The 19,330-nt window shown below is 49.6% G+C and carries 19 protein-coding genes; 6 read left to right on the top strand and 13 right to left on the bottom strand.

Annotation, left to right across the window (positions count from 1 at the left end; all coding sequences use genetic code 11):
- Positions 1 to 31 precede the first annotated feature (31 nt).
- Entirely contained in the window at positions 32 to 736 is a 705-nt protein-coding gene (gene hda / locus CR46_RS0101305; protein WP_030069376.1) for a DnaA regulatory inactivator Hda, read from the bottom strand.
- Positions 733 to 1,845, bottom strand: coding sequence for an AI-2E family transporter (locus CR46_RS0101300; protein ID WP_030069374.1), 1,113 nt, complete (start codon positions 1,843 to 1,845; stop codon positions 733 to 735). Before CR46_RS0101300 ends, hda begins: the two co-directional genes overlap by 4 nt.
- Positions 1,846 to 2,045: 200 nt before the next feature.
- Between CR46_RS0101300 and purM the strand changes: the two genes are divergently transcribed.
- A complete protein-coding gene (gene purM / locus CR46_RS0101295) occupies positions 2,046 to 3,113 on the top strand; it encodes a phosphoribosylformylglycinamidine cyclo-ligase (protein WP_030069373.1) in 1,068 nt (355 codons plus the stop codon).
- Positions 3,110 to 3,868, top strand: a complete 759-nt coding sequence (gene purN, locus CR46_RS0101290; RefSeq protein WP_030069371.1) for a phosphoribosylglycinamide formyltransferase — start codon at positions 3,110 to 3,112, stop codon at positions 3,866 to 3,868. Before purM ends, purN begins: the two co-directional genes overlap by 4 nt.
- Before the next feature lie 76 nt (positions 3,869 to 3,944).
- On the opposite strand, the gene dcd is transcribed toward purN, so the two are convergent.
- From dcd to cobA, 4 genes are all read right to left on the bottom strand, one after another.
- Complete coding sequence (dcd, locus tag CR46_RS0101285) at positions 3,945 to 4,511, bottom strand: dCTP deaminase (protein ID WP_009723443.1); 567 nt, start codon at positions 4,509 to 4,511, stop codon at positions 3,945 to 3,947.
- Positions 4,512 to 4,522: 11 nt separating this feature from the next.
- The gene (gene apbC, locus CR46_RS0101280) at positions 4,523 to 5,323 is read right to left on the bottom strand and encodes an iron-sulfur cluster carrier protein ApbC (protein WP_051690098.1); all 801 of its coding nucleotides are present in this window, start codon (positions 5,321 to 5,323) and stop codon (positions 4,523 to 4,525) included.
- Positions 5,324 to 5,497: 174 nt separating this feature from the next.
- Positions 5,498 to 6,673 carry a coiled-coil domain-containing protein gene (locus tag CR46_RS0101275; protein WP_030069366.1) on the bottom strand — a complete coding sequence of 392 codons (1,176 nt, stop codon included), beginning with the start codon at positions 6,671 to 6,673 and terminating at the stop codon, positions 5,498 to 5,500.
- 163 nt (positions 6,674 to 6,836) lie between these two features.
- The gene (gene cobA, locus CR46_RS0101270) at positions 6,837 to 7,622 is read right to left on the bottom strand and encodes a uroporphyrinogen-III C-methyltransferase (RefSeq protein WP_030069364.1); all 786 of its coding nucleotides are present in this window, start codon (positions 7,620 to 7,622) and stop codon (positions 6,837 to 6,839) included.
- Between the two features lie 314 nt (positions 7,623 to 7,936).
- Here cobA and CR46_RS0101265 point away from each other — a divergent pair, with 314 nt between their 5' ends.
- The 4 genes from CR46_RS0101265 (at position 7,937) to CR46_RS0101250 (ending at position 12,152) form a co-directional block, all read left to right on the top strand.
- Entirely contained in the window at positions 7,937 to 8,836 is a 900-nt protein-coding gene (locus tag CR46_RS0101265) for a sensor domain-containing diguanylate cyclase (protein ID WP_030069362.1), read from the top strand.
- Positions 8,837 to 8,864: 28 nt separating this feature from the next.
- Entirely contained in the window at positions 8,865 to 9,203 is a 339-nt protein-coding gene (locus CR46_RS0101260; RefSeq protein WP_030069360.1) for a 4a-hydroxytetrahydrobiopterin dehydratase, read from the top strand.
- Complete coding sequence (locus CR46_RS0101255; RefSeq protein WP_030069358.1) at positions 9,204 to 10,394, top strand: amino acid aminotransferase; 1,191 nt, start codon at positions 9,204 to 9,206, stop codon at positions 10,392 to 10,394.
- 273 nt (positions 10,395 to 10,667) lie between these two features.
- Positions 10,668 to 12,152 (top strand): uracil permease, encoded by a 1,485-nt coding sequence (locus tag CR46_RS0101250; RefSeq protein WP_030069356.1) that lies wholly within the window; start codon positions 10,668 to 10,670, stop codon positions 12,150 to 12,152.
- Here CR46_RS0101250 and CR46_RS0101245 read toward each other — a convergent pair.
- The 7 genes from CR46_RS0101245 to CR46_RS0101215 all read right to left on the bottom strand — a co-directional run bounded on the left by CR46_RS0101245 (position 12,149) and on the right by CR46_RS0101215 (position 19,329).
- Positions 12,149 to 13,507, bottom strand: coding sequence for an MATE family efflux transporter (locus CR46_RS0101245; RefSeq protein WP_030069354.1), 1,359 nt, complete (start codon positions 13,505 to 13,507; stop codon positions 12,149 to 12,151). The two genes, CR46_RS0101250 and CR46_RS0101245, sit on opposite strands and share 4 nt — an antisense overlap.
- Before the next feature lie 164 nt (positions 13,508 to 13,671).
- The gene (locus tag CR46_RS0101240; RefSeq protein WP_030069351.1) at positions 13,672 to 14,256 is read right to left on the bottom strand and encodes a YceI family protein; all 585 of its coding nucleotides are present in this window, start codon (positions 14,254 to 14,256) and stop codon (positions 13,672 to 13,674) included.
- Positions 14,257 to 14,327: 71 nt separating this feature from the next.
- Entirely contained in the window at positions 14,328 to 14,882 is a 555-nt protein-coding gene (locus CR46_RS0101235; RefSeq protein ID WP_030069349.1) for a cytochrome b, read from the bottom strand.
- A 235-nt stretch (positions 14,883 to 15,117) separates the two neighbouring features.
- On the bottom strand, positions 15,118 to 16,317 hold the full coding sequence (locus CR46_RS0101230; RefSeq protein WP_030069347.1) for an O-succinylhomoserine sulfhydrylase: 1,200 nt from the start codon (positions 16,315 to 16,317) through the stop codon (positions 15,118 to 15,120).
- A 60-nt stretch (positions 16,318 to 16,377) separates the two neighbouring features.
- Positions 16,378 to 17,901, bottom strand: coding sequence for an amidophosphoribosyltransferase (gene purF, locus CR46_RS0101225; RefSeq protein ID WP_030069345.1), 1,524 nt, complete (start codon positions 17,899 to 17,901; stop codon positions 16,378 to 16,380).
- Between the two features lie 171 nt (positions 17,902 to 18,072).
- Entirely contained in the window at positions 18,073 to 18,663 is a 591-nt protein-coding gene (locus CR46_RS0101220; RefSeq protein WP_030069343.1) for a CvpA family protein, read from the bottom strand.
- 3 nt (positions 18,664 to 18,666) lie between these two features.
- Entirely contained in the window at positions 18,667 to 19,329 is a 663-nt protein-coding gene (locus CR46_RS0101215) for an SPOR domain-containing protein (protein ID WP_030069341.1), read from the bottom strand.
- Position 19,330: the final 1 nt, after the last annotated feature.

Here is a 19,330-nt window from a genome sequence, read left to right as displayed (position 1 = left end):
GATCTGGCGGGGGCGTTTTGCTTATTATGTGTTACCAATTAAGCGCCGACTTGACGAAAGGTATAGTCAACTTCCGCTTAGCGGATAGCGACGCTTGATCAAGCGTCTCAAGTGCACGACACAACTCTCCTAGCTCACGTGGCCCACGATGCATAATGTAGCGCCCTACGTCATCAGGCAACTGCATTCCCCGAACGTTAGCACGAAGCTTTAATGCCGCTAAGCGCTCGTTATCATCCAGTGGATGTAGATGAAACGTAACTCCCCACGTTAATCGTGACGCCAAATCAGGCAAGGCAACGTCTAACTGGCGCGGAGACGTATTAGCAGCGATTACTAAGGCTTTTCCCGCATCGCGCAGCCGATTAAAGGCGTGAAATAGCGCCTCTTCCCAGCGCTTACGACCTATCACATATTCAAGATCATCAATGGCGACAAGGTCCAGACACTCTATATCCTCCAGCATAAGCGGTGGAAAGTGGCCAAGATCTGACAGCGGAAGGTAGAGCGCTCGCTTGTCTGCATCGGAGGCAGCGTGACATGCCGCCTGTAAAAGATGGCTTCGGCCACTGCCCGGCGCGCCCCATAAATACAAGAATGGTTCAGCATCCGCCTTAAGCTGCCGGCTCAAGTACTCCATTAATGACGCATTTGCTTGTGAGGCATAGTAATTATTAAATGTCGCGTCGTCTCGCAACCCTACCCCAAGCGGTAGCTGTGCCGGTAATCGGCTCATGGTGACTCCCTTTCATCGTGACGACCCTGTCCATCATTATGATGTTGCTGTTCTGTCGGACGTTGCTCGGCATCATAGAGAGCGCTGCCTTTATAACGATCTTTAACTTCCCTTAAAAGCACCATAATGACCGCTGCGGCAGGCAATGCTAAAAGCACCCCTGTAAGGCCAAACAGATGCCCCCCCGCCAGTACTGCAAAAATAACCGCAACAGGATGCAAACCGATTTTATCGCCTAACAGTTTAGGCTGAAGTATGACACTTTCTGCCGCTTGACCGATACCAAATACCGCGATCACCCCCAGCACAGCCCACCACGTATCAAATTGGAAAAGCGCAACAATGAGGGCCACCACCAAACCCACAATGAAACCCAGGAATGGCACAATACTAACAAGCCCAGACACAACACCAATCAGCAAGCCAAAATTCAAACCCATTAACGTTAAGCCTGCTGCATAAATAATGCCTAAGCACAGCATAACCAGTAGCTGACCACGCAGAAAGGCGGATAGAACTTCATCGCAGCGCTGGGCCAACCGGAAAACATCACTTGTCCATTGACGGGGAACCAAATCAGCAAGACTTGAAAGCAGCCTGCTCCAATCAAGTAACAAATAAAATGTGACGACTGGGATCAAAGCAACGTAAGTGACCCAGGAAACAAAAGCCATACCCGAACGACCTATTTGACTTAACGCCTGAGCCGCATAGCTACCCGCATCACGCCAATTCTCGACTAATGTTTCCCGAACGTTCGTTAACTCTGCCCCTAGATCATACCCTGTCCACTCTTGTACTTGCGGTGCCAAAATGTTTTCTACCCAATTAAAGACACTCGGTAACGCCTCTCCTAACTGTTTCGTCTGCTGAACAACCAGCGGTATTAAAACGAGCAGGCTTAAGATAAGAATCAGCAACAAAACTAAAAATACGCTACTCACCGCCCAAGGTCGCTTCATGCCTAAGCGCTGAAAATAATTGGTAAGCGGGTCAGCCAGGTAAGCCAAAATTAAACCAGCGATAAATGGCATCAATACCGCATCGAGTAAATACAGGCAGCCCACCAACACCACCAAAAACACAACGCCCCACCATGAATGTCGCATGCTCTTTATATCCCTCCTGGAAAGATGGTTAGCGCCCTTAGCGTACTGAATAGTAACAAAAGTAGCGTATTGAACATCGGTTAACGCCGCACATCGATGCGACTTACGTCTCTGGGTGTTACAATCCGTTCCGTTATCGCCCCAGCACTGGCCATTTCGCCAGCACTACCCGTACTGCTATAGGCTTCACAGGATCTGTCATGACCGATACCTCCACTTCTCAGGCCACTCCCTCACTCAGCTATAAAGACGCAGGTGTCGATATTGATGCCGGCAACGCGCTAGTTGATCGCATCAAACACGTTGCCAAACGCACGACACGCCCTGAAGTCCTGGGTGGCCTTGGCGGGTTTGGCGCATTGTGTGAGCTTCCCGCTGGTTATAAGCAGCCAGTCTTGGTCTCCGGCACGGATGGTGTCGGCACAAAGTTGCGTCTTGCCATGGACCTTGGTAAGCATGACACCATTGGCATTGACTTGGTCGCTATGTGTGTCAACGATTTGATCGTTGCCGGTGCTGAACCGCTGCTGTTCCTTGACTACTATGCCACGGGTAAGCTGGATGTGGATATCGCTGCAGATGTAGTAACCGGCATTGGTGCTGGTTGCGAACTGGCTGGTTGCGCATTAGTAGGTGGCGAAACTGCCGAAATGCCCGGCATGTACGAAGGCAATGACTACGATTTGGCCGGCTTCTGCGTAGGTATTGTTGAGAAGGCCGATATCTTAGATGGCAGTAAGGTAGCCGAAGGCGATGTATTGCTGGGACTGGCTTCTTCTGGCCCGCACTCTAATGGCTACTCGCTGATTCGCAAAATTCTGGAAGTTAGCAACACTTCACTCAATGATGCTGTAGATGGGCAGCCACTTGGCGACGCGTTAATGGCGCCGACGCGTATTTATGTGAAGTCGTTGCTGTCGATGATGCGTAACACAGACATTCCCGTTCACGCGCTCTCCCATATTACCGGTGGTGGTTTGCTGGAAAACATTCCTCGAGTGTTACCCGATAGCCTTGCAGCCCACGTTGACCTTTCAACTTGGCAGCGCCCAGAAGTATTTAACTGGTTACAAGCCCAAGGCAATGTCAGTGAAACGGAGATGCACCGGGTGCTAAATTGCGGCATTGGCATGGTAGTAGTGGTGCCCCAGGCCCACGCTGAAAACGCCAAGGAGCATCTACAAGAGCAAGGCGAGACCGTTTATCAAATTGGTCAAATTATTCAGCGCCAGGAGGAAGCCGTCGTTTTGGAGAACCTTCGCGCATGAGCAGCACCGACTTCGATAACGGCATGTTCAACGACACCATAAACGACATGGCGCCAGAGCCAACAGCCGCGCGACGTATTGTGGTATTGATTTCCGGCAGTGGCAGTAATTTACAAGCGCTGATTGATGCGCAAAGCCATGACCAACTTGGCGGGGAAATCGTTGCTGTTATTTCCAACGAGCCAGATGCCTATGGCTTGAAGCGCGCCTTAGAAGCGGACATTGAAGCCGTTGCGCTACCTCACCGCGAATATGACAGCCGCGATGCCTATGACGGAGCGCTGATCAAAGTCATCGAGCGCCATGAGCCTGACTTAATTGTCTTAGCAGGTTTTATGCGCATTTTGACACCTCGCTTTGTGCAGCGTTTTTTAGGCAAAATGCTTAATATCCACCCGTCTTTGCTTCCGGCTTATCAAGGGCTAAATACTCATGCTCGAGCGCTGGCAGACGGTGTAAAACAGCATGGCTGTAGCGTGCATTTTGTCACTGAAGAGCTGGATGGTGGCCCCGTTGTGCTGCAAGCGGAACTGAACGTCACTGATGAAGACACCGTTGAGACACTTAAAGAGAAGGTGCACGCTCGTGAGCACCTCATCTTTCCAATTGCGGTTCAGTGGTTCTTGCAAGGTCGCCTGCAATATAACGCTGAAAACGCCACCATGGATGGCCATCCCCTTCCCCCGCATGGCATGCGGCTCTCACACACAGATGCTGCAGAAGAGCTAGACGAAGAACTAGACGAAAATACGTAAACGTTACTGGCCTGACCATAAAAAAACGCCTTACCGCTATTAGCGAGTAAGGCGTTTTTCGCTTGGCTTGCAAAGATTAAGTGCGAGGCAGCGTAACGCCTCGTTGCCCCATATATTTGCCGCCACGATCTTTATAAGACGTTTCACACACCTCATCAGACTCAAGGAACAGCATCTGAGCTACCCCTTCATGCGCATAGATCTTGGCGGGCAGATTGGTAGTATTTGAAAACTCAAGGGTCACATGCCCTTCCCACTCTGGCTCAAGCGGCGTTACGTTGACAATAATGCCGCAGCGCGCGTAAGTGGATTTTCCAAGGCAAATCGTCAGCACACTGCGCGGAATACGAAAGTACTCTACCGTTCGTGCTAATGCGAAGGAGTTTGGCGGGATAATACACACATCGCCCTTAATATCGACGAAGCTTTTGTCATCAAACGCTTTGGGGTCGACAATAGCCGAATGTATGTTGGTAAACACTTTAAATTCATCGGCGCAGCGAACGTCATAACCGTAGCTCGACGTGCCGTAAGAAATCACGCGCTGATCATTCACATAGCGCACCTGCTCAGCTTCAAACGGTTCAATCATGGCATCGCTCTGTGCCATGCGACGAATCCACTTATCAGATTTAATACTCATTTGTTACGTCATCACTCGCTAAAAGAAATAGTCGGACCACCGCTATGGCTGGCACTTACTGATTGCGCCACTTGTTTAGCAATAGCTGCAAACGTGTGGCTCACTGAGCTATCAGGTTCGGAAATTACACTGGGACGACCAGAATCAGCTAACTCACGAATAGAGAGCGTTAACGGTAACCGCCCAAGAACGGTTGTCTCGTACTCTTCTGCGATACGATCACCGCCCCCAGTGCCAAAAATTGCCGCTTCATGGCCGCAGTTTTCACAATGATAAAGGCTCATATTCTCTACCACACCAAGCACTGGCACATTGACCTTGCGGAACATCTCTATGCCTTTACGGGCATCCAGCAGCGCAATATCCTGGGGAGTGGTAACAATTACAGCGCCTGAAACAGGCACTTTTTGCGCCAGCGTTAGCTGAATATCACCGGTACCAGGTGGCATATCGATCAACAGAAAATCCAGATTATCCCACTGGGTTTGGGTTAACATTTGCTGAAACGCGCCCACCACCATCGGTCCACGCCATACCATCGCTTCTCGGGTGTTGACCATAAAGGCCATCGACATCGCTTGAAGACCGTGTGCCTCTAGCGGCAGAAATTTATTGTCACCTGATGCCTGAGGCCGCACGCCTTCTTTGACACCCAACATCTGCGCTTGACTGGGGCCATAGATATCGGCATCCAAAACACCAACGCGATAGCCCTGAGCAGAAAGCGCTAGCGCCAAATTGACAGTAACGGTCGATTTACCGACCCCGCCTTTCCCCGATGCCACTGCCACTATATGTTTTACACCGTCCATCAATGGCGCTCCTGTTTTCTTACGGTGAATGTTACGTGATTGAATGATACTCCTAGGCGACCTATTTCTAAACCAACATACAATCTAAACCAACATACAAAAAGCGGATGCAGGGGCTGCCTACATCCGCTTTCTTGCGCTAGCCATCATCAGCACACATTAAGGGTGCATCTCTCAATTACTGTTTTGTTGTTCCTGATTGTCAGAGCTTGCTTCTTCCACTTGCTCAGTATTATCAGAACTAGAACTATCGGAATCAGCGCTATCAGTATCAGCGCTATCAGAACCAGAAGCTGTTTCGTTACTCTCTTCACCCGTTAGCGTGGGCACTTCATCATTAGCCGTATCGTTTACATGCAGGCGACTCTCCAAGGAGGAAAGTTCGTCACGCCAATCACTAAGCTGAGTTTCTAAGCGCGCAAGCTGCTCTTCACGGGCTTCAATATCACTCTCAACATTTGCAACTTCTTCACGACCAATATCTAACGCGACCATGAGATCATCCATCTCCGTGCGTACTTGGTCGAGGCTCTGCTGCTCTTCTTCACGCAGCTCAGTTAACGAATCAACCTCGCTTTGCAGCTCATCCCGCTCACTAGTAAGTGAATCACGCTCACTGCGCAGATTATCTAACTCATCTTGAACAGTTGAAATTTCTTCCTCAATACTAGAAAGCTGTTCATTAGCGTCACTGATCTGTGTATCTAGACTCGACAATTCCTCTTGAGCGGCATTAAGCTCATCTACAGCTTCCTGGCGCTCTTGTTCAGCTTGCTGACGAGCGGACTCAGCTTCCTGGCGGGCTTCTTCGGCACTTTGGCGAGCTTCTTCAACTTCCTGGCGAGCAGTCTCCGCTTCGTCACGAGCGCTTACGACTTGGTCACGCTCTTCTTTTAGCGCCTGCAAGTCAGCCTCAGCACTCTCAACTTGTTCGCTTAATGCATCAACTTCTTGCTGCAGGGTATCGCGCTCAGACTCTAACTCTTCAAGACGCGACTGTACCGCGCTTGTATCACGCTGAGCAGACTCAAGCTCGCTTTGTGACTGGGCCTGCTGCTCTTCCAACGAGGCCATCTCTTCACGCATGGCACTCAAATCAGTCTCAGCTTGCTCAATTTCTGCAATACGCTGACTAAGCTGACTATTATCCTGCTCAACACTAGCTAACTGACCTTCTAACGTCTCAACACGCTCTTGACGTGTGCCTGAGTTAGATTGCGCCATAATTGCCCAAATAACTGCGATCGCGGCAATACCCGCAATTCCTTTGACACGGTTGTCCTTAAAAAGCGTTTCCATGTCCGGCTTATTCGCTGGCGCTTGATGATCCGAGTGGTTTGCTTCTGACATACTGCGTCCCTCTCTTCTTTTTTAGGCTACCGATATCAGCAGCGTTAATAGGCATTTAGTACCTGACATTATTTTACTAGCATACACATCTAGCAACATCTAGCTAGTGACCAACGTGTATGACAAATAGTTCTACTTAGTACATTTAATTGTTAGGGTCCGTCTAATGCTTACCTTTCTGAAAGCCTAACGCACCTGCGCTAGCAACCTCAAACCAAGAAAGCGAAGCGTGCAACGACACAACGCTGCCAATAATCAGTAAGGTAGGCGGCGCAATCTTACCCTGCTTAAATGTTTCAGGCAGCGTTTGCAAACAACCAACGTGCGTACGCTGGTGCTGAGTTGTTCCCTGCTCAATCAGCGCCAAGGGCGTTGTAGGCGCAAGACCATGAGCAATTAATGTTTGGCAAATAAACGCTAAGTTACTCAACCCCATATAAAATACCAAGGTTTGACCAGGGCGTGCTAACGCTTGCCAGTCAAGCGAGCACTCCCCATGCTGCAAATGGCCCGTTACAAAACGAACTGACTGGGCATGATCCCGATGGGTTAATGGAATGCCTGCATAGGCTGCACAACCAGAGGCAGCTGTAATTCCTGGAATAACTTCGACCATCACTTTTTCCGCAACAAGTGTTTCAAGTTCTTCCCCGCCACGGCCAAAAATAAACGGATCGCCGCCTTTAAGGCGTACCACACGCTTCCCCTGTTTAGCCCAAGTTACCAATGTTTGATTAATTTCATCTTGAGGTACGCTGTGCGATGACTTCGCTTTGCCAACGTAAAAACGGGCGGCCTGAGGACCAATTAAGGCCAATACTTCATCGCTAACGAGGCGGTCGTAGAGCACCACTTCTGCGGTTAGAAGTCGCTTATAGGCTTTTAACGTCAATAGTTCCGGATCGCCTGGCCCCGCACCTACTAAGCTGACGGAGCCATCTAAGCTCATAAAGTCATCACTCACTTTTTGAGCATCAGCCAAATGGCTTGCCTTGGCAGTGGCTCCTTTTACTGCATTCAAAAAACACCTCGGTAATAAAAAAAGTATTATATATATCTAAAAGTAATATATTTTCCTATGTGGTGCCAACCTTTCTATAGTAAACCCCTGCCTAACCTCGTTAATTCTATTTTAGAATATACATATATCAATTAAATTTTAAAAAATTTAAAAATGTCAGCAATAACTTACATATTAGTTACGGTTTTAGGGCTAACCTTCACGATTAACTTTTATTTGGCATATGCTTTGGAGCTTCACGCATGCCCGTGAATGACACAGTCACAGCACCGACCAGTGCTGACAGCTTAATATCCCTTATTCCTGGGGTTATCTTTCAATTTTATCGATCACACTGTGGCCGGATGCACTTTCCCTATTTGGAAGGAGGTGGCAAAGCGTTGGCACATATCGATAGACGCCAGTTAGCACAGGAAGCAAATCAATTAATTGAGCGATTAACCGGTCACGATCATCCAAAAATAATGTCCTCTATTGAGCGCTCAGCCCGCTGGATGCTACCGCTTACAACCCGTTTCCGACTCCCACTACCAAACGGAAAGCCGCACTGGATAGCCGTGAGCGCTAACCCTTTCCCCGCATTAAATGGTGTCCGTTGGAACGGCATCATGATGGATATTACCGATCAAGTTGCTGAAGAGCAGCGCCTAAGAAAACTTTGCGATACTGACCCTTTAACGGGATTACCTAACCGGCGAAAGCTCATGGTGCATTTGACGCACTTAGCTTCACTAAGCACACGGCACGGAACACCGTTATCAATAATGATGGTAGATATTGACCATTTTAAACAGCTCAATGATCGTTGGGGGCACTTACAAGGCGATAGCGTACTCGAACAGCTTGCTGCGCAAACCCAACAGCTCTTACGCTGCGAAGATATGGTGGCAAGGCTTGGAGGTGAAGAGTTTATGGTCGTGTTGCCGCTTACGCCGCTGCAACAATGCCATAAACTCGCGGACCGCATTCGCCACGCCATTGCAAACTATGATTTTGGAATCGGCGCTGGTCAGGTCACGCTAAGCATTGGTATAGCTGAATACCGATGCGGAGAGCCATTGGTCAGTCTAATCGAGCGCGCTGATCAGGCGCTATACAGCGCAAAAGAAGTTGGTCGTGACTGTGTATGCCTTCTACCTTGAATAGAGCATTATGACGAGGAGGAGACCAATGACAACGCTTGCTAAAACAGCCTGTGAACCTTGCGGTGGCAATACTAGCCCACTGTCCTACAGCGAATGCCAAGCCCATTTAGAAGCGCTATCAGAGTGGCAGATTGTCGACCACGATGGCATCATGAAGCTAACGAGACAGTTTACGTTTCGTGACTTCGCTGATGCCCTGGCATTTACCCAGCGCGTTGGTGACATAGCAGAGCAGGCTGGGCACCACCCTGTCATTGTCACTGAGTGGGGTAAAACCACCGTGACATGGTGGTCTCATGAAATAAAAGGCCTGCATCTTAATGACTTCATTCTTGCCGCCAGAACCGACGAGGTAGCCGAATAAATGTTTGAGCAAATTGAGCGAGTCCCAGGAGACGCCATTCTCGGGCTGATCGAAGCTTTCAAAAAAGACACCAATCCACAGAAAGTCGATTTAGGGGTTGGCGTATACCGCGATGCACAAGGCAACACGCCGGTTATGCGTGCAGTCAAGGAAGCAGAAGCTCGCCTGCTCAAGAATGAAACCACCAAAACCTATATTGGCTCTCACGGTGCACCTGCATACGGTGATGCGGTGTTGCCTATGGTATTAGGTGCAGACTCTTCCGTATTAAAAGCCAACCGTGCAAGCGCTACTCAATCTCCTGGTGGCACAGGGGCACTGCGCTTGGCCGCTGACTTTATTGCTAATCAGCTTCCTGGGAAAGGCATTTGGGTGAGCGATCCTACCTGGCCAAACCATCACGGTATTTTTACTGCTGCGGGTATCGAACTTCACAAGTACCCTTATGTTGACGCCGATAACCGCCTTGATTTCGATGGCATGCTAGCGGCACTAAAGAAAATTCCAGAAGGCGATGTTGTTGTACTTCACGCCTGCTGCCATAACCCAACTGGCTTTGACCTTTCTCAAGATCAATGGCACGAAGTGATGGCGATACTACGCGAGCGCAACCTGCTGCCATTAGTTGACTTCGCCTACCAGGGTTTTGGTGAAGGGTTAGATGAAGACGCCTACGGCGTTCGTCTCCTAGCCGAAAACCTGGATGAAGTTATTATCACCAGTTCCTGTTCAAAGAACTTTGGCATTTATTGTGAACGTACGGGCTGCTTGATTCTGATTGCAAAAGACGCCGAACAGATGGAAAACGTACGCTCCCAAGCAGCGATCGTTGCTCGTGAAAACTATTCCAACCCTCCCGCTCATGGCGGCTCAATTGTTAGCGAAATTCTTCATGATTCTGAGCTGACAACGATGTGGCGTGAAGAGCTAACCGAAATGCGTGATCGCATCAATACACTGCGCCGCGACTTTGTTGAGGCCCTTAAGCCTTACGGCCTTGATGAGAAGTACGCCTGCGTTGCAGAACAACGCGGCATGTTCTCTTACACCGGTTTAACACCCGAGCAAGTCGATCGCCTACGTGATGAGTTCGGTATTTACATGGTGCGCTCTGGCCGTGCCAACGTTGCAGGCTTCTCTCACGAGAACTTACCTTACCTTGCTAAAGCCATCGCGGCTGTTAATGAGTAATGTAATCTTGTGATAAGTAGATGTAATAGGTAGATGTAATAGCTAGATGCGATTAGCAGAAAAGCCCAGGCAGACAGCCTGGGCTTTTTTGTTATTTAGGTTTGTTAAGCAACTGAACAGACACGCAATTGTTATGTACAATTGCGCGCTTGCCGCCAGAGCCAGGGGCGCCCGTGCGGCGTCCGTTACAACGCAATGCTTGACCGATTAGTCAAACCTTCGGCAAACTCAGCATAGCCTTGTATACAACACACCATAACCAAGAGGCCTAACATGGCGGCTGCTGGCACACACTATCCGTGGTACAAAAAAGAAGATACCGACGCATTTTTCGCTCTGTTCCAAAATAACATTGCTAACTTTGTCATTATCGCAATCACCATGATAGGGATGGGGTTTCCTACCTCTATTGTCTATGGTCAGGTGCTACCGGGTGCTGCGGTAGCGGTTATGGCAGGCAATTTCTATTACGCATGGAGTGCAGCTAGACTTGCGCGAAAGGAAAATCGTAGCGATGTCACCGCACTCTCCTACGGCATCTCTACGCCGGTCATGTTTGTGTTTCTATTCGGCGTCTTGCTTCCCGCCAAGCAGTTAACGGGTGACGCAGAGTTAGCCTGGAAAGTTGCCGTAGCCGCTTGCTTTATTAGTGGCGCTATAGAAGCCTTGATTAGCATTATTGGCCGCTGGGTGCAGTATCACCTTCCACGGGCCGCCATGCTGGGCGCCGTGGCAGGCGTGGCACTTACCTTTATTGCCGGTGAAATGCTGTTTAAAACCCTGGAAATGCCGGTGGTTGGCCTCTTGGTACTAGGTATCATTATTGTAGGCTTAGTTGCGCGTGTCAGCATGCCGTTTAAGCTTCCGACATCGCTGTTTGCCATTGTGATCGGAACGGCGATGGCTTATTTAATTGGCGATGCGGGTAGTGAGCGTTTTAGCGATGCGTTTACCCATTTAGGGTTTTATCCCTTACTGCCTAACTTGGCGTGGTATGAAGGGCTAGGCTTGCTATTTACTGGCATGCTGGCAGTGCTTACCGTAGTGCTTCCCATCACTCTCTACAACGCAATTGAAACGATGAATAACGTTGAAGCGATGGAAGCGGCTGGCGATAAATACGATGTACGTGAATGTCAGGCAGTTGATGGGGCAGGCACGATGATTGGCGCATTATTTGGCGGCGTATTTCCAACTACCGTTTATATCGCAACAGTAGGCGCGAAATGGATGGGAGCAGGACGAGGCTACAGCATTTTAAACGGTGCGGTTTATGCACTCGCCACCATGTTTGGCCTCATCGCGGCCTTAGCGGCCATTATTCCGGTCTCGGTAGTGGCTCCTATCTTGGTATTTGTGGGCATGTCGATGATTGCCACGGCGTTTCAAGCCAACGATACCCGTTACTACCCAGCGATTGCTCTGGCGATGCTGCCCTACTTTGCTAACTACGTGATGACACGCTTCAACCGAGGCGCTGGTGAAGTCGTCAGCGATATTTCAAGTGCCATTGTTATTATGGGTCAAGGCGCAATGTTTATGGCCATCTTCCTAGGTGCAATGACCGTGTCGGTGATCGACCATCAATTCCGTAGGGCAGCCGCGTTTGCCGCCATTGCAGCAGGCTTCTCATTTGTAGGACTGATGCATGCCCCAAAGCTGGCCTTCAACGCCGCGCCTGAATTTGTCATGGGTTACTTGGGCATGGCATTGCTGTTCATATACTTCTCCTTTCAGGAAGCCCCAAAGAAACACTAATTGCCCGACTTACTGAATCCCGCCTGCCGATGTGGGCGGGATAAAATACGTCGTAGCACCATCCAAGCAACAATACCTGCCAACACGTTTCCCACCGCTGCACCAGCGGCTAAACCTATCCAACCAAATAAGTGCGTGCCCAACCATAAGCAGGGTAAATAGCAAATAAAAAGCCGTGCGCTCGATAGCAACATTGCCCGAAGGGGCCAACCAAGTGCGTTACCTGCAGACACCACTAGCATGCAGACACCCAGTGCAGCGTAGCTGGGCAGCAAAAAGCGAATCAACAGCGCAAGTTCACTTTGCACCTCTTGATTGCCAGCTAACACCATCGCCACCCAAGGTGAAGCTAACGCCAACAGCACACCTAAACTTAGCTGCCAAATGACAGCAACGGTCAGTGCCAACCGCATAAGCTGTTGAATTTGCCCCCAATCGCCTGCCCCATAGCAGCGCCCAAGCCACGGCGGCAACGACATCGTCATCGCTAATATTACCATCAGTGAAAGCGTCTCCAGACGGCTAGCAAGACCCCAGGCAGCCACCTGTGCATCCCCTAAACCAGCAACAGCCACAATTGCCAGCATTGCCGCCAATGGCGGCATTAATTGACTGATCATGGCGGGAGCGGCAATCCCAGCAAAAGGGCGCCACGAGCGCACTGCTTCTTGCCATATCGCAATATTTGTTGTCCATTGGCGACGTTTTAGTTTGATACTGCTAAATAACAGGCCGACAGAAAAGGCAATGGCAGTCGCCCAAGCAGCACCTGGCAACCCCCATCCTTGCCATGAACCAATGCCAAAAATAAACAGCGGATCCAGCCCCAGATTGATAAGACTACTGAGCACCATCATCTTACCCGGCAGCCGCGTATCGCCATGGGCACGAAACACGCTATAAATAAAATAAAGCAAAGCACCTAGCCAAGCCGAAAATAGCTGAGGCCCCCAGTAAGCTCGGATATAGACCAGCGCCGTAGTATCTGCCCCCAGCAAGCGGAATATAGGCATCTGAAGCAGCCATAACATCACCACTAGAACACCGATCACGACCCCACCGGCAAGTAATACAAGACTACTTAGCCGTTTTGCGCGGGCTTCCTCGCCGGCTCCTAATGCTCGCGAAATCAATGCCGCAATCGCGATTCCCATTCCCACCTGAATACCAATAATTAGAAATGACAAAGGAAAGGTGAACGACTGTGCGGCCAAGGGCGCGGTGCCCAAACGCGCAATAAAAGCACTATCTACAAGCTGAAAACCCAATAACGCCAATACCCCAATGGCCATCGGCCACGTTTGACGCCATAGGGTTATCGCCAGCTCGCGCTGCTGTATATCAACGGCTGCCAAAGATAACTCCTCGAAACAGAGTGAGTAACGATTTACGCCACATTGCTAAAAAACGTTAGTACTCACCAGATGGGGCTTATTTGCTGTGACTCGCAACACAAATCTCAACACAAAAGCGCCATCACCCCCTATCAGGGTGATGGCGCTTTGTTTCCTGCACTCGCTTACTGACGAATGCCTTCAAACGTCACATAAAGCTCAAGTTCGTGCATCGACTCTGGGAAATCGCTCATATCAATGCCGAAATCACCCAGCGTTAGCATGGTACTACCTTCAAAGCCAGCACGGTAATTGCCCCAGGGGTCATCGCCTTCACCCATTAAGGTGACAGGCATTTCAATTTCCTGTGTTTCTCCATGAAGCGTTAGCTCACCCGTTACGACGCCTTCATTATCACCTGTTGATTCAAACCCAGTTGAAGTAAAAGTGGCCGTTGGGTATTCACTGGCATCAAGAAAATCGCTACTTAAGAAGTGACGATCACGCTCTGCATGATTAGTGTTCAGGCTGTTCACCTGCACTTCCATTTCTACAGAAGAAGCTTCTAAATCCTCTGGATCATAAGTAAATTGGCCGTCAAACTCTTCAAACGTGCCCAATATATAGGAGAAACCGAGGTGGCTGATCTTAAATTGAACAAAGGCATGCTGGCCTTCTGTATCAATTTGATACTCGGCCGCTTGCGCGTGGCCAAACGTCACTAGCGACGCAGCGGCAATTGCAGTAGCAAAAGCAGTTTTCTTTAACATTGTGGAAATCTCCTTTATTTTCCTAATAAACCACTGCGAGTTAACTGCCCACGCAGTGGACAAAAACATTATTAACGTTTCCGACTATGGGCAGGATTCACCATTCGGACGAGTGTTGCGTGGCGATCCCACCAGTGGTGTTTCATTGCAGCGATGGCGTGGCCTACAGCTAATATGATGAGTGCCAGAGCGCTATACCAGTGAACGTCGCCCGCTAAGCTGGCTTGATTGGGAAGTCCATGGAGTAATGCGGGTACTTCGAACCAATCAAATACACTAATACCGCGTCCGTTAGCGGTAGAAATCAAATAGCCACTAACAAGTACTAACAACAGCAAAACATACAGCATTATGTGACCAGCATGGGCAGCTATACGTTCAAAGCGGTTTCCCTCTGCATGGGGCGTTGGTTGAATCAAGCGCCATATTAGGCGAGCAAAGGTAGCTATTAACAACATAATGCCAATCGAGCGATGTACCCACGGCGCTTGGTTATACCATGTATCGTAGTAGCCAAGATCTGTCATCCACCAGCCTAGAGCAAACAGTCCCACAATGGTTAGTGCACTTAGCCAGTGAAGAGCAATACTAACGACTCCCCAACCACTCTGCGTATTCCGCCACATCCTTGATTTCCTCGTTCACAACAGCGATCAATTATCTTTGCTGTAAGCACATTCTTATATAAAGCATACCGCTTTAATACTTAAAACACCGCTGAAAAAAGCAGAACACATCATTCGTAAAAAACGTTTTTAAAAATCAGCAGTAAAAAACGATGCGGAAATAAACGCCTCCTGCAAAGCAGGCAAGAAAAAACCGGTCACGAATGACCGGTTTTCAAAACGATCGCTAATTCGCTCAGCTAGCCGCTAATGCATCTAGCCCACGAGCAAGGTCACACTGAATATCGGCTTGGCTTTCCAGCCCTACCGCAACGCGAATTAGCCCAGGTGTGATACCCGCAGCGTCTTTCTGTGCATCGGAAAGACGTCCATGGGTAGTAGTAGCCGGGTGAGTAATCGTCGTTTTAACATCCCCTAAATTGCCCGTTATAGACAGCATCTTGGTGGCATCAATTACCTTCCAAGCACCCTCTTGGCCTCCCCTAACTTCGAAGCCTAACACGGCACCAAATCCTTGCTGCTGCTGTTTAGCAAGCGCATGTTGGGGGTGAGCTTCCAAACCGCTGTAATACACCTTATTAACGGCTGGGTGTTGGTCTAGCCAGCGCGCCAGAGTAAGCGCATTTTCACAATGCGCGTTCATCCTCAACGATAAGGTCTCAAGACCTTTGGTGAAAATCCACGCGTTGAAGGGGCTAAGGCAAGGCCCACAGGTACGTACCACACCAAACACTTCTTCCAACACATCGTGCTTGCCAACTACTGCACCGCCAACGGCACGACCCTGCCCATCCAGATACTTCGTTGCTGAATGGATAACTAAGTCGGCTCCAAGTGCAAGTGGCCGCTGCAATGCAGGTGTTAAAAAGCAGTTATCAATCGCCAAGAGTGCACCACTACGCTTAGCAAGCTCGGCTAATGCTGGAATATCCGCAACTTCCGACAATGGGTTAGAAGGTGTTTCAGCAAACAACAGTTTGGTATTTGGACTGATGGCCTCTGCCCAAGCAGACACGTTTGACAGTTCGACATAGCGAGTCGTGATGCCAAATTTGCCCAGATATTTATCAAACAAGCTCACGGTAGAACCAAACAGCGAACGTGATGCCACGATTTCATCGCCAGCACTCAGCAATGCTAATGCAGTCGACAAAATCGCTGACATGCCTGAACTCGTCGCCACGCATCGTTCGCCACCTTCAAGCGCCGCCAAACGGCGCTCGAAGGTATGGACGGTAGGATTCGTAAAGCGCGAATAGACATTGCCAGGCTCCTGCCCCCCAAACTTGCGTGCAGCTTCAGCCGCGCTCTCATAAACAAAGCTAGAGGTAGGGAATATGGGCTCGGCGTGCTCTTGCTCAAACGTACGGTGATGGCCCGCGCGAATGGCAAGGGTCTCTAGCGACCACTCATTCTGGTGACTATCATCATGCATGGCTGAGCACCTTGTTCAAAACATCAATAAAATCGTGATACAAACCGCGAATAGATAGCGTTAGTCGTCAAGATCATCATCATCTTGATTATGCATATCTACCAGCGCATGGTCGCCCGCACTTTGATCTTTAGCCGCATCATTACGGCTCGCTTCTAGTACCGCCAAATAAGCATCATCAATATCGCCAGTGACATAATTACCGTCGAATACAGAGCAATCAAACTCTTCCATCTCAGGATTAACGTCTCGGCAAGCTGCTTTCAAATCCTCTAAATCTTGATAGAAAATTCGATCTGCACCAATTAGCTGTCCAACCTCTTCTTCTGTCCGGCCATGAGCAATCAACTCTGTTGCCGCGGGCATATCAATGCCGTAGACATTGGGATAACGAACAGGCGGCGCGGCAGAAGCGAAGTACACTTTACGGGCACCTGCATCACGGGCCATCTGAATAATCTGCTTACAGGTGGTACCCCGCACAATGGAGTCATCTACCAGTAGTACATTCTTACCTTTGAATTCAACATCAATGGCGTTCAACTTCTGGCGCACCGATTTTTTACGCTGTGTTTGGCCCGGCATGATAAACGTACGGCCAATATAGCGGTTCTTCATAAACCCTTCGCGATAAGTCACACCTAAGTGCTGAGCCATCTCAAGGGCGGAGGTACGCGACGTATCAGGGATCGGAATCACAACGTCGATATCGTGATCAGGCCACTCGTTAAGAATACGGTCACCAAGTTTGCGCCCCATCTGCATGCGCGTGCCATACACATAAGCACCATCGAGAATAGAATCGGGGCGCGCCAAGTAGACATGCTCAAAAATACAGGAGCGCAGCACAGGTCGATCAGCACATACCTGGGTGTGAATCTGCCCCTGCATGTCGACGAAAATCGCTTCACCAGGTGAAAGGTCACGCTCCAGCTCAAAACCACCGACATCTAGAGCAACAGATTCAGAAGCAATCATGACATCCTGTCCTTCGTCACTTTGGCGAGTACCAAAGACGACTGGACGAATACCATGGGGGTCTCGAAATGCCACCATGCCAAAACCATTGATGATCGCGACCGCCGCGTAGCCGCCTTTGCAGCGCCGATGGACTCTACGAACGGCATCAAAAATATCCTCAGCTTCTAGGTGCAAGCCCTGCTTGCCCAGTTCATGGGCAAATACATTTAGCAGCACTTCAGAGTCGGAACTGGTATTAATGTGGCGAAGATCTGTCGAGAAAAGCTCCTGCTTTAACTGCTCAGAGTTAGTCAGGTTACCGTTATGAGCCAGCGCAATACCGTAGGGCGAGTTGACATAAAACGGCTGAGACTCAGCTTCACTAGAGGAACCAGCGGTTGGATAACGTACGTGGCCAATACCAAGGTTACCTTTTAGGCGAGCCATGTGGCGAGTATGAAACACATCTCGAACCAACCCGTTACTCTTGCGCAGTAGGAAGCGTCCCTCGCTCCAAGTCATCATGCCGGCAGCGTCCTGGCCCCGATGCTGAAGTACGGTCAGAGCATCGTAGATTCCCTGATTTACCGCCTGCTTGGCCAGAAGGCCCACTATACCGCACATTCAAGTTACCTCGCTTTAGTGCCATGGTTTACCGTAGCAAACCCGTACGTTCATCAAACGAATGTGAGCCACTGCCTATTTCTCGATCGCAAGAGCGGGCATTGGTAGGCAGTAGCTAACTGTATTACAAACTAAACATCGCGTAGCGTAACGCCAACATAAGTAACGCACTCACTGGCTACTATGTTCACTTGTTGGCGTAAAAGGCTGTGGAACTAGCTCTTCCCGAGCGCGAAAATCCGGCAACGATATGTCACGAAGCGACTCAGGGGCTTGCGGCAGCTCCCGCTCCCACTGGTCTAACTGGCTTACCGCCCAATCGCGGAGCTCAATAAAGGTTGGTCGTAACTCAGCTTCTTGCCACGCCTGTAGCTCTGCTAATGGCGTTAGCGTAATAAGAACGGTTGCCACCAACAAAATAACAGCGCCACGGGCAAACCCGAAGGCGGCTCCAGCAAACCGGTTAAGTAACCCCATACCGACCCACTCTACCGCTGCGTGAACTAAACGAATCACCATTCCACAGAGCAAAATGACGGCAAAAATCACCAAGATAAATGCCAATACTAAGCGAGCATCAAAACTGTCAATGAAGCCGCTCATTAAATCCGCCACCGGCTCTGCAAGCACGCGCGCTACCATTAACGCGACTACCCACGCGGCGAGACCTAGGGCTTCTCTGACAAACCCGCGTGCGAAACCCGCTAGCATCGAAAGTGCTAATACCGCCAGGAAAAGCGCGTCGATCCAAGTCAGCGTCATAAATTAGTCTCTTACCCGTACTAACAAGCCCTGTACATTGGCACGCTGCTTAATAATCGCCATCGCAGACTCACCATCTTCAGAGGTCGCGTACGGCCCAACATAAACAGAGGTAAGATTATTATCACGTTTGCGTAGATAAGTATTAAACCCCGCCTGACTAAGCTGATCACTTAAACGCTGCGCGTTACCCGCATCACCAAAGCTTCCCACTTGAACGGCCCATTCCCCTTGGGAAGAAGACGCAGGACCAGTAGCATTTGAAGATGAACTGGAAGAGGTATCTGAAGACGTACTACGGTTATTAGCGGCCATTAATTCAGCAATGGGATCACTTTCCTCAGCGCTTTGAGTACTGCCACTGCTGGCTTGATTTGTTTGGGGCTGCCGCGGATTAGCATCAATGGGCATACTATTAATTACACTTTCCCCAGGGCTATCTTCAGCACGATCACCATTAGCGGTTGAAGTCGTATTGATAGATGCCGGCATTTCCGGAATCGGAACATCCTGTTGTGTTGTTTTAACGGGCTGCTCAATAACAAAGGTGGGTTGAGGACGTTCTTCACGAGGAGCAGGGTCACTCATCAACCACGGCACAAAGATCGCTAGCAGCGCGAACAGGATAACAATACCACTGATGCGTTCCGTTTTACCGTATTTCATA

Origin of the sequence: Vreelandella neptunia, from assembly GCF_000712975.1 — a bacterium.
GTDB lineage: Bacteria > Pseudomonadota > Gammaproteobacteria > Pseudomonadales > Halomonadaceae > Vreelandella > Vreelandella qaidamensis.
This window is presented reverse-complemented; position numbering and strand designations above follow the sequence as displayed.